General features: G+C 65.4%; 13 protein-coding genes. 5 read left to right on the forward strand and 8 right to left on the reverse strand.

Features of this window, described 5'->3' with window-relative positions; translation table 11 throughout:
• The first annotated feature begins 125 nt into the window (after positions 1-125).
• From V9L21_RS24925 to V9L21_RS24945, 5 genes are all read left to right on the forward strand, one after another.
• Positions 126-1,841: a putative 2-aminoethylphosphonate ABC transporter permease subunit gene (locus tag V9L21_RS24925; RefSeq protein WP_337315473.1), complete on the forward strand. Its 1,716-nt coding sequence runs from the start codon at positions 126-128 to the stop codon at positions 1,839-1,841.
• A complete protein-coding gene (locus V9L21_RS24930) occupies positions 1,841-2,983 on the forward strand; it encodes a TIGR03364 family FAD-dependent oxidoreductase (protein WP_337315474.1) in 1,143 nt (380 codons plus the stop codon). The genes V9L21_RS24925 and V9L21_RS24930 overlap by 1 nt, the downstream gene beginning before the upstream one ends.
• A 13-nt stretch (positions 2,984-2,996) precedes the next feature.
• Positions 2,997-3,824, forward strand: coding sequence for a phosphonoacetaldehyde hydrolase (gene phnX / locus V9L21_RS24935; RefSeq protein WP_337315475.1), 828 nt, complete (start codon positions 2,997-2,999; stop codon positions 3,822-3,824).
• Positions 3,825-3,898: 74 nt separating this feature from the next.
• The gene (locus V9L21_RS24940) at positions 3,899-4,033 is read left to right on the forward strand and encodes a hypothetical protein (RefSeq protein WP_337315476.1); all 135 of its coding nucleotides are present in this window, start codon (positions 3,899-3,901) and stop codon (positions 4,031-4,033) included.
• A 102-nt stretch (positions 4,034-4,135) separates the two neighbouring features.
• Positions 4,136-5,392 (forward strand): MFS transporter, encoded by a 1,257-nt coding sequence (locus V9L21_RS24945; RefSeq protein WP_337315477.1) that lies wholly within the window; start codon positions 4,136-4,138, stop codon positions 5,390-5,392.
• 34 nt (positions 5,393-5,426) lie between these two features.
• On the opposite strand, the gene V9L21_RS24950 is transcribed toward V9L21_RS24945, so the two are convergent.
• The 8 genes from V9L21_RS24950 to gspN form a co-directional block, all read right to left on the reverse strand.
• Positions 5,427-7,670: a phosphocholine-specific phospholipase C gene (locus V9L21_RS24950; RefSeq protein ID WP_337315478.1), complete on the reverse strand. Its 2,244-nt coding sequence runs from the start codon at positions 7,668-7,670 to the stop codon at positions 5,427-5,429.
• Positions 7,671-7,683: 13 nt separating this feature from the next.
• Positions 7,684-9,888: a phosphocholine-specific phospholipase C gene (locus tag V9L21_RS24955; RefSeq protein ID WP_337315479.1), complete on the reverse strand. Its 2,205-nt coding sequence runs from the start codon at positions 9,886-9,888 to the stop codon at positions 7,684-7,686.
• 53 nt (positions 9,889-9,941) lie between these two features.
• On the reverse strand, positions 9,942-10,142 hold the full coding sequence (locus V9L21_RS24960) for a hypothetical protein (protein WP_337315480.1): 201 nt from the start codon (positions 10,140-10,142) through the stop codon (positions 9,942-9,944).
• A 195-nt stretch (positions 10,143-10,337) separates the two neighbouring features.
• On the reverse strand, positions 10,338-11,237 hold the full coding sequence (locus tag V9L21_RS24965; protein ID WP_337315481.1) for a 5'-nucleotidase: 900 nt from the start codon (positions 11,235-11,237) through the stop codon (positions 10,338-10,340).
• Positions 11,238-11,262: 25 nt separating this feature from the next.
• The gene (gene gspF / locus V9L21_RS24970) at positions 11,263-12,498 is read right to left on the reverse strand and encodes a type II secretion system inner membrane protein GspF (protein ID WP_337315482.1); all 1,236 of its coding nucleotides are present in this window, start codon (positions 12,496-12,498) and stop codon (positions 11,263-11,265) included.
• A gap of 15 nt (positions 12,499-12,513) precedes the next feature.
• Complete coding sequence (locus tag V9L21_RS24975; protein ID WP_337315483.1) at positions 12,514-13,905, reverse strand: GspE/PulE family protein; 1,392 nt, start codon at positions 13,903-13,905, stop codon at positions 12,514-12,516.
• A 522-nt stretch (positions 13,906-14,427) separates the two neighbouring features.
• Positions 14,428-16,737: a type II secretion system secretin GspD gene (gene gspD / locus V9L21_RS24980; protein WP_337315484.1), complete on the reverse strand. Its 2,310-nt coding sequence runs from the start codon at positions 16,735-16,737 to the stop codon at positions 14,428-14,430.
• Between the two features lie 2 nt (positions 16,738-16,739).
• Positions 16,740-17,540 carry a type II secretion system protein N gene (gene gspN, locus V9L21_RS24985; RefSeq protein ID WP_337315485.1) on the reverse strand — a complete coding sequence of 267 codons (801 nt, stop codon included), beginning with the start codon at positions 17,538-17,540 and terminating at the stop codon, positions 16,740-16,742.
• Between the last annotated feature and the right edge of the window lie 2 nt (positions 17,541-17,542).

Below are 17,542 nucleotides of genomic sequence, written 5' to 3' on the forward strand. Positions count from 1 at the left end.
TGCTCCCCGCAGCGAAATAAAGGAGGAGCCGAAGGCGGGGGACATTCGCGGAGGGGAGTACCCGGTGGCCTTTGCACCCGCCCCGAACTCAACCACCGCCAATTCGCCAGCGGGGTTCTGCTGACATGAGCAGCTCTACCGAAGCCATCGCCACCATTCCGACGGTGACGCCACGCAGCAGCGCATTCGACCTCGAGCGCTGGCTCACAGGCACCGCCGTGTGGCTCGTCGTATTGCTGCTGGTGGTAATCGTCGCGCTGCCCGTCGGCGCACTGGTCGGCCAGAGCTTCTTCGATCGCACCGGTGTGTTCGTCGGCCTGGCCAACTTTGCGCGGTACCTAGAGAACCCCGCGCTGGTGCAGTCGGCTTTCAACAGCCTGGGGCTCGCGGCGATCAGTGCTGTGATCTGTACGGCCATTGCCTATGTGTACGCCTATGGCCTCACGCTCTCTTGCATGCCGGCCAAGGGCGTGCTGCGCGCCGTGGCGCTCATTCCGCTGCTTGCGCCTTCGCTGTTGCCGGCCATCAGCCTGGTCTATCTGTTCGGCAACCAAGGGATCTTCAAGGGGCTGCTGGGCGATGTGTCCATCTATGGCCCGCTGGGCATTGTGCTGGGGTCGGTGTTCTGGACGCTGCCGCATGCGCTGCTGATTCTGACCACCGCCATGGCCACTTCCGATGGCCGGCTTTACGAAGCGGCGCAAACGCTCGGCGCTTCTCGTTGGCGCATCTTCCGTACGGTAACGCTGCCGTCTTCCCGCTACGGCCTCATCGTGGCCGCAATGGTGGTGTTTGTGCTGGTCATCACCGACTTTGGTGTGCCCAAGGTGGTGGGCGGGCAGACTGGCGTGCTTGCTACCGACATCTACAAGCAGGTGGTCGGGCAGCAGAATTTTCAGATGGGTGCCGTGGTGGGGCTGGTGCTGCTGATTCCAGCGGTGCTCTCGTTTTTTGTCGAGCGTCACGTGCGCAGCAAGCAGGCCGCAGCGCTTTCGGCGCGCGCCACGCCTTACCGGCCAGAGCCCGTCAGGACGCGCGACCGCGCACTGCTCGTGTTCTGCACGATCACGGCCTGCGCCATCCTGGTGATGATCGGCATGGCGGTGTTCGCGTCGCTCGCCACTTATTGGCCCTACAAGCTCGCGCCGTCGCTCAAGAACTACGACTTCAGCAACATGGACGGCGGCGGCTGGGGCAGCTACTTCAACTCGCTGCGGCTTGCGATGTGTGCCGCGGTGGCGGGTGCGTTCGTCACCTTCATCTCGGCGTACCTGGTCGAGAAGCCGCGCCACTTCGGCCTGCCGCGCGAGCTGCTCAACCTGCTGGCCAACCTGCCGCTCGCAGTGCCGGGGCTTGTGCTGGGCGTGGGCTACATCTTCTTCTTCATCTCGCCCTCGAACCCGCTGCGCGCCATCTACGGCAGCATGACCATCCTCGTGGTGTGCACCGTGGCGCATTTCTTCTCGGTGGCGCATCTCACTTCGCTCACCGCGCTGCGGCAGCTCGACCGCGAATACGAGCTGGTGTCCGAGTCGATGGGCGTTCCTTTCTGGCGCACGCTCTGGCGCGTGCACCTGCCGGTGGCGCTGCCCACCGTGCTCAACGTGGGCGGCTATTTCTTCGTCAACGCGATGACGACCGTGTCAGCCGTCGTGTTCTTGTACTCGCCGCAGACCACGCTGGCCGCCATTGCCGTGCTCAACATGGACGATGCCGGCGACGTGGCGCCCGCCGCGGCCATGGCCTCGCTGATCATGCTCACGGCTGCCGTCGGCCGCGGCGTGTTCGCGCTGGCTGGGCACTGGGCGCTCGCGCGCACCCAAACATGGAGAAACCGGTAATGCCCGGAGCTCAAACCAACAACAGCAACGGCAGCTTCGACGTGATCGTCGTCGGTGCCGGCATCGTGGGCATGGCCCATGCGTATACGGCGGCGCTGCGGGGCCTCAAGGTGTGCGTGGTCGAGCGCGATGCGGCCTGCATCGGCGCGTCGATCCGCAACTTCGGCTTCATCACCATCACCGGCCAGGCGCCGGGCGACACCTGGCGCCGCGCGATGCACGCCCGCGAGGTCTGGCAGCACATTGCGCCGCAGGCCGGCATCGACATCGTGCACCGCAACCTCTGGCTCGCGGCCTACCGGAGCGAAGCGCACGACGTGCTCGAAGCCTTCATGCGAACCCCCATGGGCCAAGGCTGCGAACTGCTCGATGCAGCCGACGCGCAGGCCAAGGCGCCGGCACTGAGCCTGGCCGATGCGCGTTCGGTGCTGTTCAGCCCGCACGAGCTGCGCGTGGAATCACGCACCGCCATTGGCCTGCTTGCGAAATGGCTGGCCGAAGCGCACGGCGTGGTGTTCCGCTTCGGTGAAACCGTGCACGAGGTCGAAACGCCGCGCGTGCGCACGTCGCGCGGCACCTTGCGCGGCGAGCGCGTGGTGGTGTGCACCAACACCGACCTGCACGGCCTGTTCGCCGACCGCATTGCCGCGCACGAACTCACGCTGTGCCGCCTGCAGATGCTGCGCGTCAAGCCGGAGGCCGGCTTTCGGCTGCCGGGGTCGGTGATGATGGACCTGAGCCTGGTGCGCTACGAGGGCTACAGCACCTTGCCCGAAGCCGCCGCCTTGCGCGCGCGGCTGCAAGAGGAAGAGGCCGCTTCGCTCGCGCATGGCATTCACCTCATCGTGGTACAGAGCGCAGATGGCTCCCTGGTGGTCGGCGATTCACACCACTACGGCGATGCACCCGAGCCGTTTGCAATGGAAGAAGTCGACCAGCTCATCCTGCGCCACCTGCGCAGCACGCTCAATCTCGAAACAGCGCAGGTCACCGAGCGGTGGACCGGTGTCTATCCCTCGTCGAAAGCCGCGCCCTGCGTGATCGATGCGCCCGACGACGCGACGCGCGTGGTGCTGGTCACCAGCGGTACGGGCGCGAGCACCGGCTTCGGCATTGCGCACGACGTATTCGAGACATGGTGATCAACCCCTTTTTATGAACGCCCACAACCACTCCAAGCTCCAGGCTGTCGTCTTCGACTGGGCTGGCACCATCATCGACTTCGGTTCCTGCGCGCCCATGGGCGCTTTCGTGAAGCTGTTCGAACAGTTCGGCGTGAACATCACCATCGCCGAGGCTCGCGGCCCCATGGGCATGGCCAAGTGGGACCACATCAAGGCGCTGGGCACGCTGCCGCGCATTGCGGCGCAATGGCAAGCCAGTCAGGGCCACGCCTTCAGCGATGCCGATGTCGACCACCTCTACGAAGTATTCACGCCGATGAACGCGGCCAGCGTGCGCGACCATGCGGGCTTCATTCCCGGCGCGCTGGAGGCCGTCGACGCCGCGCGCGAGCGTGGCCTCAAGATAGGCTCGACCACGGGCTACAACCGACCGATCATGGAAGTGGTGGTGCCCATTGCCGCGGCTGGCGGCTACTCGCCCGATAACCTGGTGTGCGCCGGCGACCTTGCCGAAGGCCGCCCGTCGCCGCTCATGATGTACCGCTGCTTTGCCGACCTTGGCGTGTGGCCGCCGCACACGGTGGTCAAGGTCGACGACACCGGCGTGGGCCTGCAGGAAGGCCTCAACGCCGGTACCTGGGCCGTAGGCCTTGCGGTGAGTGGCAACGCGGTCGGACTCACGCTCGCCGAATGGCAGGCACTCGATGCTGCACAGCAGCAGGAACACCGTGAGCGCGCCACCGCACAGCTACAGGCTGCGGGCGCGCACTACGTGATCGACAGCGTGGCCGACCTGCCCAATGTGCTCGAAGATATCGAGCGCCGGCTGCACGGCGGCGAGCGGCCGGCTGCCGCCTGACGGCTTCTCGATGCCGCGCGGCACGGCGCCGCGTCCGACTTGACTTGCAGGGTGGCGGGCATAGCATCCGCCGCATGAGAAGCACAGCCTTCGTTCTTCTGTTCTGCATCGGCCTGTTGACGGCCGGCTGCAACGACAAGCCCAAGCCGGGTGGGCCGATGCCCAAGGCTTCGGCGATTGTCGTAGTGCCGGCACCGTCCGCGGGCTGATTCGCCGCATCGGGCGCCAGGTGGCAGCGCGCCGCCGGGCATTGCGCGCTCGCGTCCATGCGTCTTCGCATCCGGGGGTATTCTCGGTGCGGAGAAAAAACAATGAGAACACCAGAGACAACCACCCATCAAGCCGATTCGCGCTACGCCATGCTGCGGCTCGGCATCACCCTGCTGGTCATGACGGTCGGCAGCAGCGGCATGTACGTGGTGTCGGTGATGCTGCCTGCGGTGCAGGCCGAGTTCGGCGTTGCGCGTGCCGATGCCTCCTTGCCGTACACCCTGCTGATGCTCGGCTTCGGCGTGGGCGGCGTGCTGATGGGGCGGCTGGCCGATCGTTTCGGCGTGATGTGGCCCTTGCTGATTGGTGCGCTGAGCCTCGGTGTCGGCTATGTGGCATGCGGCATGGCCGACAGCATCTTCGCCTTCATCGCGACGCAGGCGGTGCTTGTCGGGCTGCTGGGCAGTGCCGCGGCTTTTGCGCCGCTGGTGGCGGACACGTCGCTGTGGTTCGTCAAGCGGCGCGGCATTGCGGTGGCAGTGTGCGCAAGCGGCAACTACGTGGCCGGCGCCATCTGGCCGCCCATTGCGCAGCACTTCATCGAGACGGTCGGCTGGCGTCAGACCTACATCGGCATGGGCATTTTCTGCGGCTTGGCGATGGCGGCGCTCGCGCTGTTCTTCCGTGCACGGCCGCCAGCATTGGCCGCTGCGCCGACGGGCGCGGCATCCAGCAGCGCTGGGCCGGTGCGCGACATGATGCGGCCCTTCGGCTTCAGCATGGGCACGGCCCAGGGCCTGCTGTGCGTGGCAGGCGTGGCTTGCTGCGTGGCCATGGCGATGCCGCAGGTCCACATCGTGGCCTATTGCGGCGACCTCGGCTACGGCGCCGCGCGGGGTGCGCAGATGCTGTCGCTGATGCTGGGCTTCGGCGTGGTGAGCCGGCTGGTGTCGGGTGCCATCTGCGATCGCATCGGCGGGCTGCGAACGCTGCTGCTGGGCGGCGTGCTGCAGTGCGTGGCGCTGCTGCTCTTCCTGCCGTTCGACGGGCTGGTGCCGCTGTATGTGATCTCGGCGCTGTTCGGCCTCTTCCAGGGCGGGCTCGTGCCGTCTTACGCAATCATCGTGCGCGAGCACTTTCCGCCCGCGGAAGCAGGCGCGCGCGTGGGCACGGTGCTGATGTTCACGCTCTTCGGCATGGCACTGGGCGGCTGGATGTCGGGCAAGATCTTCGACCTGACCGGCAGCTACCACGCGGCGTTCCTGAACGGCATTGGCTGGAACCTGCTGAACGTCAGCATCGCGGCGCTGCTGACGTTCAGGGTTCGCAAGCTGTGGCTTCGCACCGCGGCGGCGTAGCGCGCAACGCCGCGCCGCTGCGATGCAAGGCTCGTCAGAGGTCTGACAGGCCCATTGCCGGATCGCTCACCGTGTGCTTGCCGGTTTCCACGCGGCCTGCAAAGCGGCGCAGGTAGCCGGGGTCGGCATCGCAGGTGACCGCGAAGTCGTACCACTGGCCGCTGGTGGCAAGCTCCCAGTGCTGTTCGGCCGCGGCGCCGCCATCGACCGTTGCAATCCAGGGGCCATCGTTGCGGTAAGCCTTGGCGCTCACAGTGAACTTGCAGCTCTTTGTTCCGCCGTTGCGCATGTCGAGGTACACGTTGCCGTTGGCAATGTCGTAGCACACCCGTACTTCAGGGTTGGCGCCGCTCGTGCGCAGCGCCTCCAGGTTGCCCTTGAAGTGGCGGTGAAAGCCGTTGGGGCCAAGCACCCACAGGTCGTAGAAGCCGCTGTTGTCGACGGCCGCATTCCAGGTGTCGTCGAGCGTCTTGCCGGCTTCCACCGTGTAGCGCCGCGGCAGGCGGCCGAGGTTGAGCTTGTCGTACACGTGGAACACCGCGCCCGCCTTGCCCGTGTTCGAGAACAGCAATTGCACCGTACCGGCCGCTGCGTCGGCGCGTGCGCTGGCATGCAGCTCGTAAGGCAACGCGCGCGAGGGGCGGGTGCCCGTCGGTTGGCGCGGCAGTTGCGGGTCGATCGGCAGCGGCACCTGGCCCAGCGCCTCCTGGCTCAGCCGGAGCTGGTCGGCCTGGTCGCGGGTGCTGCGGCCTGCCAGCGTGGGCAGAGGCTCGTCGTTCGGGTTGGCAAAGTTGAAGGCGCTGGTGAGGTCGCCGCACACCGTGCGCCGGAACGCGCCGATGTGCGGCTCCTTCACGCCGAAGCGCGCTTCGATGAAGCGGATCACCGACGTGTGGTCGAAGGCCTGCGAATTCACCCAGCCGCCACGGCTCCATGGCGAGATCACATACATCGGCACGCGTGGGCCGGGGCCGTACACGCGGCCGTCCGGCGCAGGCTGCTTGGTGCTGCCGGGCGGCGCCGCCTGGGTGAAGTACTCAGGAGCCAGGTCCGCAGCGGGCAGCGTGGTCTTGCCGGCAAAGGTGCCGTCGCCGACCGGCGATGGTGCCGAAGGCGAGGGCACATGGTCGAAGTAGCCGTCGTTCTCGTCGAAGTTGACGAGCAGCACGGTCTTGCTCCACACCTCTGGCACGGCCGTGAGTGCGTCCAGCACCTCCTGCAGGAACCATGCGCCTTGCACCGGGCTCGACGGGCCCGGGTGCTCGCAGTAGATCGACGGCGCATTCATCCAGCACACCTGGGGCAGCTTGCCTTCGCGGATGTCGCGCCTGAACGCGTCGAGGTAGTCCTCGGGCCGGGTGCCCGGCAGCGTGTTGGCCACGCCCTTGTAGAGCGGGCTCTTCGCGTCGTCGGTGGCGCGGTCGTAGGCGCGGTAGGGCAGCGGCTGGCCGGTGTTGGCATAGGGCGTGTTCGGCTTGCCGCCGCTGGACACCGGAAAGCCCGAGTCGAGGTTCGCCTGGCGGAACTGCCGGAAGGCACCCAGCATGTTGTCGCCCCATTCGTCGGGCATGTTCTGGTAGCTGATCCAGCGCACGCCTGCTTCTTCCAGACGCTCGGCATAGGTCTTCCATGTGTAGCCGGTGTTCACCGATTCGGGGCGTCCGTCGATCCAGTCCCACTCGTTGGTGACGAAGGCTGTGCCGGCGGCGGTCGCACCGTTGGTGCCGGTGAGATGGAAGGCCCGGTTCGCATCGGTGCCGGTGTGCATGCTGCAGTGGTACGCGTCGCAGAGCGTGAAGGCGTTGGCCAGCGCAAACTGGAACGGGATCTCCGCCTCCTTGTGATAGCCCATGGCCTTGGTGGTCTTGTAGCGCGGCCACTGGTACATGCGGCCGCCGTCCCAGGCGTTCTGGCTGTCGGCCCAGTCGTGGGGCGTGCCGCCGTCGCGCTGTGCGTTGCCCTTGCGGCTGTCCAGGTGATAGGGCAGCACCAGTTTTCCGCTCGCGTCGGTCTGCTGCCACACGTTCAGGCCCTTGGGCAGCGGAATGGTGAACCGGTCGCCAAAGCCGCGCACGCCCATGAGCGTGCCGAAGTAGTGGTCGAACGAACGGTTCTCCTGCATCAGGATGACGATGTGCTCGACGTCCTGGATGGTGCCGGTCTTGTTGTTGGCGGGAATGGCCAGCGCGCGCCGGATGCTCGGCGGAAAGGCCGAGACCGCGAGCGCCGCAGCGCCCGTGGTGGCTGCGCCTGTGAGAAATCTGCGGCGTGAGTTCATTGCGTGCGCAGCCTCACAGGTCGGCCAGGCCCATGGCGGGGTCGCTCACCGAGTGCTTGCCGGTTTCGACGCGGCCTGCAAAGCGGCGCACGAAGCTCGTGTCGGCATCGCAGGTCACGGCAAAGTCGTACCACGCGCCGCTGCTTGCCAGGTCCCAATGCAGTTCGGCCTTGGCGCCACCCGCTACCGTTGCGGTCCACGGACCGTCGGTGCGGTAGGCCTTGGCGCGCACGGTGAACTTGCAGGCATTCTTGCCGCCGTTGAGCATTTCCAGGTACACGTTGCCGTTGGCAATGTCGTAGCACACGCGCACTTCAGGCGCGGCCGCGTCGCCGCTGCGAAGGGCGTTCAGGTCGCCCTTGAAGTGGCGATGAAAGCCATTCGGCCCGAGCACCCACAGGTCGTAGAAGCCGCTGTTGTCGCTCAGCGAGTCCCAGGCGTCGTCCAGCGTCTTGCCGGGCTCGACCATGTAGCGGCGCGGCAGGCGGTCGAGGTTGAGCTTGTCGTACACATGGAACACCGCGGCGGCCGTGCCGGTGTTGGCAAACAGCAGTTGGGCTTTTCCGCCGGTGGCGTCGATGCGGGCGCTCGTGTGCAGCTCGTAGGGCAGCGCGCGCGAGGGGCGCGTGCCTTTGGCTTGAAGCGGCAGTTGCGGCAGCGCCGGAAACGGCACCTGCGAAAGCGCCTGTTGATCTGTGCGCAGCTGGTCGGCCTGCGCTTTCGTCTTGCGGCCTGCGAGCGTGGGCAGTGCTTCGTTGTTGGGCGACACGAAGTTGAAGGCGCTGGTGAGATCGCCGCACACCGCGCGGCGGAAACCGCTGATGTTGGTTTCCTTCACACCGAAGCGCGCTTCGATGAAGCGGATCACCGAGGTGTGGTCGAAGGCCTGCGAGTTGACCCAGCCGCCACGGCTCCAGGGCGATACCACATACATCGGCACGCGCACGCCCGGGCCGTACACGCGGCCGTCCGGCGGGGGCTGGTCGGTGGTGCCGGGCGGGCTCGGGTGATTGAAGTACTCAGGCGAGAGCGCTTCGAGCGGCAGCGTGGTTTTTCCGGCAGGCGTTCCGTCGGCGTTGATCGACGGTGCGGCAGGTGAAGGCACATGGTCGAAGTAGCCGTCGTTCTCGTCGAAGTTGATGAAGAGCACCGTCTTGCTCCACACCTCGGGCGCCGCGGTGAGCGCGTCTAGCACTTCCTGGGTGTACCAGCCGCCCTGCACCGGGCTCGAAGGCCCGGGGTGCTCGGAATAGGCCGCGGGCGCGACGATCCAAGACACCTGGGGCAGCTTGCCGTTCTTGATGTCCTGGCGGAACTGCTCGAGAAAGCCGCCGTCGGGCATGGTGTTGGCAATGCCCTTGTAGAGCGGATTGCCGGCGTCGTCGCTGGCCGGGTCGTAGGCAGGCGAGATGGCGCTGCCGCTCACTGGCTTGCCGGAGGCTTCGTTGGCCAGCCGGTACTGCTTGAAGCCGGCCAGCGAGTTGTCGGTGAAGTTGTCGGGCATGTTCTGGTAGACGATCCAGCTGACCTTGGCTTCCTGCAGGCGCTCGGGGTAGGTCTTCCAGCTGTAGCCGTTGGCGGAGCTGTCGATGCCGTCCCATTCGTTGTTGACCGTGGCCACGTTCGCGCCGGTGGGCCCGTTGGTGCCGGTCCAGAGGAACATGCGGTTCGAATTGGTGCCGGTGTGCATGCTGCAGTGGTACGCGTCGCAGAGCGTGAACGCGTTGGCCAGCGCGAACTGAAAAGGCAGTTCAGCCTCTTGCAGGTAGCCCATCGATTGGGTGAAAGGCGCCGTCTTGGTTTTCTTGTATTTCACCCATTCATGCATGCGCCCGCCAGCCCATGCATCCTGCCCGTCGCTCCAGCTGTGCGGCGTGCCGGCTACGCGTTGCGCATTGCCCTTCGAGCCGTCGAGGTGGTAGGGCAGCACTTCCTTGCCGGTGTCGTCCAGTTGTTGCCACACGCTGCGCCCGTTGGGCAGCGGAATGGTGAAGCGGTCGCCGAAACCGCGCACGCCCATGAGCGTGCCGAAGTACTGGTCGAACGAACGGTTCTCCTGCATCAGGATGACGATGTGCTCGACGTCTTGAATGGTGCCGGCCTTGTTGTTGGCGGGAATGGCGAGTGCGCGGCGGATGCTGGGCGGAAAGGCGGCGAGTGCGAGCGCGGCGGCACCGGTGGTGGCCGTGCCCTGCAGGAATTTGCGGCGTGAGTTCATGGTCTTGTTGTGTTTGGTCATGAGGAGATGCGGTGGGCGTTGCGTGGATGCGCTCAAGGCGCGCAGCGCATCTCGGGCTTCACGCCCGTGTCGGGTGCGGGCGGGTTGGCCGGCGTTTCAGGCGTGGTGGGCGCGCCGGTGCCGGGCGGAAAACCGGAGAAGCCGCCGCCTCCATCGCCGCCGCCGCAGGCGGAAAGGGCGCAGGCCAGGGCCAGTGCGGAAAAGAGCCGCACGGAGGGGAAGGAGAGTCGCATGGTGGGTTCCTTGGTGTTGTCGTGTATGGACGGTCGGATGCGACAAAAAAAAGGTGCCATGGAGGCACCGCGCACCGGACAGACCGCAAGACTAGGGAAAACCCGTTACACCGCCATGAAGGAGCGATGACAAGGCTGAAGCGCTGGTCGCGCCGGGGGGCGGAGCGCCGCGAAGGCGCCCGCTCCGCGAGAGGCTCAGCCCTCGTTGCTGATGCCGCTGGAGACGTGGCCCGCGGGCACGTGGCGTGCCGCGGCGTCGACGTGGCCGGTCTGGTCGTCGAAGAAGAAGTCGGGCTCGAACTCGCGCAGGAATTCGCCCTTGGGCAGGCCGCCGAGGAACATGGCTTCGTCAACGCGGATGTTCCACTTCATCAGCGTGCGGATCGCGCGCTCGTGCGCGGGCGCACTGCGTGCGGTGACCAGCGCGGTGCGGATGCGCATCTGAGCATTGCCCGCCATCTGCAGGCGATGCAGCGCGGACAGCAGCGGCTTGAACGGGCCTTCGGGCAGCGGCAGGTCGGCCTTGCTGAGCTCGTGCGCCTGGAAAGCGTCCAGGCCCTCGGCCTGGAACACGCGCTCGGCTTCGTCGGAGAACAGCACCGCGTCGCCGTCGAAGGCAATGCGCACTTCGTTGGGCCAGGCATCGCTGGCCTTCACCGATTCGACCAGCACCCGCGCGGCCGGAAAGCCCGCGTTGAGCGCCTCGCGCACGTCTTGCGCGTTGACCGAAAGGAACAGGTGCGCGCGCAGCGGCCGCAGGTAGCCGAAAGGCGGTCGGCCTTGCGTGAACACGCCGCGCTGCAGCTTGATGTCGGCGGCCGCGCTGGAGCGGAAAATGCGCATGCCCGAGACCGGATCGTTGCGCGAAAGAATCACCACCTCGACGCGCTGCACGCCGTCGTCGTTGAAGCGCAGCAGCTTGCGGATCAGCGAGTACGCAATGCCGGGCGCGGCCGGCACGTCGATGCGGTCGAGCTGCAGCTGCATGTAGCCCTCGTTGTCGCCGGCCTCGAAGATCTTGTTTTCTTCTTCGAGGTTGAACAGCGCGCGCGACGATATCGCGACCACGAGCTTGTCTTCGAGCGTGACGGGCATGAGGTTTTAGGATTCCCTGGCGGGGTTACTTGACGAACTGGTTCAGCTGGATGATAGGCAGCATCACCGCCAGCACAATGAGCATCACCACGCCGCCCATGGCCACGATCAGCAGGGGTTCGAGGATGGTGGCCAGGTGCATCGCGCGGCGCTGCACTTCGGCGCCGAGCTGGTTGGCCGCGCGCTGCAGCATCAGCGGCAGCGTGCCGGTCTGCTCGCCCAGGCGGGCGAACATCGACACCAGCCCCGGAAAGCGCTTTTTCTGCGCCAGCGCAGAGGCGAGCGGCGCGCCTTCGCGCACCAGCACCAGCGCGTCGAGCGCGTCCGCGCGCATTGCGCGGTTGCCGAGCGTTTCGGAGGCGGCCTGCAGCGCGCGCAGGATGGGGACGCCCGCGGTTGCGAGCATGGCCAGCGTGCTTGCAAAGCGCGCCGCGTTGTAGCCGCGCGCGAGCTTGCCGACCAGCGGCAGCTTGAGCCATGCGGCGTCGAACTTCAGGCGAAACGCTTCTTGCGCCAACGCAAGGCGGACGGCGATGGCAGCGAACACCACACCGCCCAGCATCCACCAGCCGTAGTTGCGCACGGCCGCGCTCAGCGACAGCATCACCGTGGTGAGAAAAGGCAGCGAGCGCTTGGTGCCCGCGAACACCTGCGCCACCTGCGGCACCACATAGCTCACGAGAAAGATCACGATCACGATGGCCACCAGCGTGACGATGGCCGGATACAGCGCCGCGCCGACGAGCTTCTGCTGCAGCGCCTGCCGCTCCTCGAGGTCGTCGGCCAGGCGGTCGAGCACGAGCCCGAGGTTGCCGCTCTGCTCGCCCGCGCCGATCACGGCCGTGTAGATGGCCGAGAACTCGCGCGGATGGGCCGCGAGTGCACGCGCGAAGGGCGAGCCTGCGTTGACCTCGGCGCGCAGCGACGCGACGAGATTGCGCTGCGGCTCGGTTTCGGCTTCGTCGGTGAGTGCGGTCAGTGCGCGCTCGAGAGGCAGGCCCGACGACACCAGGCCCGCGAGCTGGCGCGTCCACACCGCGAGACCGGTGGAGCTGAAGATTCTTGCGCCGCCGCCCAGCCACCGACGCAGGCCGCCGCTGCCCGTGCCATTGATGTGGCTGCTGCCGACCGGCGTGACCGACAGCGGAATGAGCGCCTGCGCGCGCAGCAGGCTGCGGGCGCTGCGCGCAGTGTCGGCCTCGAGCACGCCTTCGCGCGACTGGCCGCTGGCATCGATGGCTTCGAAGGAATAGGCGGGCATGGCGGGGCGAAGAGATTATTCGCGCGTGACCCGCAACAGCTCGGCACGCGACGTGATGCCGGCCTGCACCAGCCGCTCGCCGTCCTCGCGCATGGACCGCAGGCCGCCGCGCGCGCCGGCCTCGAAGAGCTGGCTCTCCGCGGCCTTGCCGTGGATGAGCGCCTGTACTTCGTCGTCGGCCACCAGCAGCTCGAAGATGCCGGTGCGGCCCTGGTAGCCGGTCTGGCCGCAGACCTCGCAGCCGGCGCCACCGCATGCCGTGCACACCTTGCGCACCAGGCGCTGGGCCAGCACGCCCAGGAGTGACGAGCTCAAAAGGAACGGCTCAACCCCCATGTCGGTAAGGCGCGTGACGGCGCTGACCGAGTCGTTGGTGTGCAGCGTGGCGAGCACGAGGTGGCCGGTGAGCGAAGCCTGGATGGCGATCTGCGCGGTTTCAAAATCGCGGATTTCGCCGATCATGATCACGTCGGGGTCTTGCCGCAGGATGGCGCGCAGCGCCTTCGCGAACGTGAGCTCGATCTTGGCGTTGATCTGCGTCTGGCCCACGCCCGGCAGCTCGTATTCGATCGGGTCTTCCACCGTCATGATGTTGCTGCGGCTCGCGTCGAGCCGGGCCAGTGCGGCGTACAGCGTGGTGGTCTTGCCCGAGCCCGTGGGCCCGGTTACCAGGATGATGCCGTGCGGCTGCGCGATGAGTTTTTCAAAGCGCTCCAGCGTGTCGCCCTGCATGCCGACCGATTCGAGCGTGAGCTTCGATTCGGTCTTGTCCAGGAGGCGCAGCACGGCGCGCTCGCCATGGGCGCTTGGCAGCGTTGAAACGCGCACGTCGACCGCGCGCGTGCCGATGCGAAGGCTGATGCGGCCGTCCTGCGGCAACCGCTTCTCGGAGATGTCGAGGTCGGCCATGATCTTCAGTCGCGAAATCAGCGCGGCGTGCAGCGCACGGTTCGGTTGCACCACCTCGCGCAGCGTGCCGTCGATGCGAAAGCGCACGGACGAGGTGCGCTCGTAGGGCTCGATGTGAATATCGCTTGCGCCGTCGCGCGCGGCCTGCGTGAGCAGCGCGTTCAGCATGCGGATGATGGGCGCATCGCCCGCGCTTTCCAGCAGGTCTTCGACCGCAGGAAGCTCCTGCATCATGCGCGAGAGGTCGGCGTCGCTCTGCACCTCGCTCACCACTGCGGCAGCGCTCGATTCGCCTTGCGCATAGGCCGCGCTGATGCGCTGCGCGAGCGGGCCATCGGCCAGCACTTCGAAAGCCTGCACGCCGTACTTGCGCGTGACTTCGCCGAGCGCGCTGCGCGAGGGATGGCTCGACATCCACAGCGTGTAGCGGCCGTCGTCGGCTGCTTCGAGCAGCAGTTGCTGGCTGCGAGCGAACGCGTAGGGCAGGGGATGGCGCATTAATTTCTAAGCGCCATTGAGCGGCGTTCGGTTCGCCAGATATTGCGCGGCAATCTAATTTCCTCGGTATTCCACTATGTACCTGTATTGGCCGCCTTGGTAGCAAGGCGGGCCGCCACTGTTGTTGGCAATGTAGTGAATGGGCCACCAGTTAGGTAAGTTGTTCAAACTACAAACCTCTACCGTAGCTCCCCGCGACAACCCGTTGAGATTTTGCCAGGTATAGAGAATTCCATAGGGAGTGCCACAAGACCAATTGCCTTCAATTCGTACGAGCGCCCAGCCGACCGGAATTGATCCGTTTGGCCCATACGCCGAACATGATGACACTTGTTCACCAGTTGCGTGTGCTGAGAACGCACAAAAAAGCAACGCAGCTGCGCTGTATTTGAGAATTTTCATTCTTGCTTCCTTTGAGTCGTAGCAAATCTAACATTGATGAGGATCGAGTTATAAATGATGCATCTTTCGTGCTGCTCTCCCTTTGAGGCTGTTGATGGGTTGGTTAAGTAAAAATACCACTTAAGGAAGTTCTAGCTTGCTGGCCGGGTCTGCTGTAGGGGGCAAAGCGCCACGTAAAGAATTTGCATTTAATTCGGATTTGGCAGTAGGCGAGGGCGGAGGAATAAGCGTGGTGCCCTCCATTCGAAGGCTGCCAGATTGGTCGCGCGAGCGTTTGCGTGGATTTTCAGGTAATACAGGTGCGGCATCCACTTTGCGCAGCATTACATTGGCAGGGTCTGGTTGTAGTTGCCGTTGCAGGGTACGAATTTCATCATATCGATCATTGGCGAAAGCCTCTGTGGCCACTCCATCTCGCATCACCACAGGCCGCAAGAACATCATGAGATTCTTCTTGTCGCGCGAACGAACTTCATTCTTAAAAAGATTGCCAACTATCGGGATATCTCCGGCTAACGGGATTTTTTCGGTAGCATTCCCGTACGTATCTGATAACAGGCCGCCAAGCATCACGAGACCACCATCTTCTACTAAGACGCTAGATTCGATTGATCGCTTGTTTGTTGTCGGGCCGTTGGGATTTGAGAGGGTGTTGCGATCAACATCTGAGGTCTCCTGAAAAATGACCATCTTCACAGTGCCGTTTTCGTTGATTTGCGGACGGACTCGTAGCGTTAGACCCACATCTTTGCGTTCGACAGTAGTGAATGGATTAACACCAGGGACACCCGTCGTACTAGCATAGGAACCGGTAGGGAATGGCACATTTTGACCGATCACAATCTTAGCCTCCTCATTGTCAAGAGTGAGAAGATTGGGTGTAGAGAGAATGTTTGCATCGTTATCGCTGCTAAAGAAGTTTGCGATCGCGCCCAGCACATAGTTGCCACCGATCTTACCGGCGATGCCTAAATTTAATCCCGGGGATGGGAGCGAGTTTTGACCAATAACACCAGTGGCGAGTGCCTGGGTTAAGGCTAAAATATTAGTGCTGGCTAGACTGGAATTAGTACCAGCAATAGCATTGTTGCCAAGAGCACTTTGCCATTGAACACCAAAGTTCGCAGCTTTGACTGCGTTAACTTCGACGATCAAAGCTTCGATCATGACTTGCGCACGGCGGCCGTCAAGCCTGTCGATGACGGCTCGCAATTGTCGATATTGAGGCTCGGGTGCTGTGATGATGAGCGAATTAGTAGAGGGATCAGCCTGTATCTGACCCCCGACGGACGGTTGGTTGGCGTTGTTTAGCGGAGCGTTGGCCGCTGACGAACCTCCACCACCTTGTTGGCCAAAATTAGTCGGAAACGGGGACGGCATGCTGGCCTGCTGCTGTGACGGCGCGCCACCGCCTGCGGCGCCGGGCGACCCTGGCGTGCCCGGCAGCTGGTTGGCCGCCATGGCGGCGCGCAGCGTGGCCGCAAGGCGCACGGCATCGGCGTTCTTCAGGTAGACCACATAGATGTTGCCGGCTGCGCCGTTGCTGCTTTCAGCCGGCGCGCGGTCGAGCTTTTCGACCAGCGTGCGCACCAGCGCCGCGCGCGCCGGATTTGCCGCGCGCAGGATCAGCGCATTGCTGCGCGGGTCCGCCAGCAGGGTGGTGCGGAACGATGCGTCGGCCGTGCCCGGTGCGGCGGCGCCGGGAGCGCCCGAGCCGCTGCCGTCGACCAAGCGAGTGATCAGCGGCAGCATGTCGGTGGCAATGGAATGCTTGAGCGGGATCACCTCGATGTCCGACGCGTTGGGCACATCGAGCGCCGCAATGATGCGGCTCAGGCGGCGCATGTTGTCCGCGTAGTCGGTGATCACGAGCGAGTTGTTGCCCGGGTTCACGTTGATGGTGTTGTTGGGCGGAATGAGCGGGCGCAGCACCGGCAGCAGGCTGTTGGCGGACTCGTAGTTGAGCCTGAAGATCTGCGTGACGATCTGGTTGCCGGCCACCGCGCCGGCGCTGGGCGTGGCGGTATTGACCGTTTGTGTCTGCAGCTTGGCGTCGGCCTCGGGCACCACCTTGTAGAGCCCTTCGGACTCCACCACCGCAAAGCCCTGCAGGCGCAGCGCCGAAGCAAACTGGTTGAACGCGGCGGCCGGCGCAATGGCCCGGTCGGTGACGAGGTTCATCGTGCCCTTGACGCGCGGGTCGACCACCACGTCGCGGCCGGTCACCACCGCCATGGTGCGTGCCACAGCCTCGATGTCGGCGTTGGCGAAGTTGAGCGTGATGGGTTCTCCGCGGCGCGGCGCATCGGGGTTGGTGGCTTGCGCGAACGCGGGCGGCACGGCCTGCAGGAAGGTGGCGGCGATCAGCATCTGCGCTGCGAGTGCAACGATGCCGAGGCGGCTGCCGTGCGAAGTCAATGGCTTCATCATGATCAACCCAGGGTGATGATCGAACGCGTGTTGTCACGCCGTCCGATGATGTTCAACAAATTGGAAAGTGCGTCTTCGCGGCCGGGTGCGGCGCTGGCTTCGCCGTTGAAGCGAAAGGCCGTGCCGTTCCAGCTGCCGCTGCCGTTCAGCTGCAGGCTGCCTTCGCGCGTGCTCAGCAGCAGGCTCGGCCGGCTGCCGCCTTCGAGCGTGAGCCGGTAGCTGCCCATCGGCTTCAGCGTCGAAAGGCTCGACGACACATCGGTGGCGTCGAGCGTGGCCTGGCCTGCGATGCGCAGCACGGGGCCGTCCCACTGCATCGACAGGGCCTTGGTGGAAAGATCGAGCGTGCCCTCGAGCTTGAGCGTGTTCCAGGGTGCGCCCAGGCCCGTCAGCAAGGTGGCGGGCCAGCGCGAGCTGCCGTCGCCCCACTGCAGCTGCATGCCGTCCGCGCGCGGGCTGGCCTTGAGCTGCAGCGGCCGGGCCGCGCAGCAGGGCAGGTCGAGCACGGCGAACATGCCGCTCCAGGTGGGCCGCATGCGCCAGTTGAGGGAGCCGGGCAGCGACACCGCCTCGGCGCCGCCCGCACCGCTTGCAAGCACCACCGCCGCCGCACCGTTCCAGACCGTGCCGCGCGGGTTGACGAGCAGCAGCCGGCCCTGGCTCCAGCTGGAAAGCGCCGAGGCCAGCCACCGGGCCGGCGCGAACAGGACGAGCGCGAGCAGTGCGCCGATCACGATGCCCAGCAAGGCCCAGCGCCAGCCGCGGCGCGGCGCGGGTTCGGAAAGGGAAGAGCGCGTCACCATGC

The organism is Variovorax sp. CCNWLW235 (assembly GCF_037204085.1).
GTDB lineage: Bacteria > Pseudomonadota > Gammaproteobacteria > Burkholderiales > Burkholderiaceae_C > Variovorax.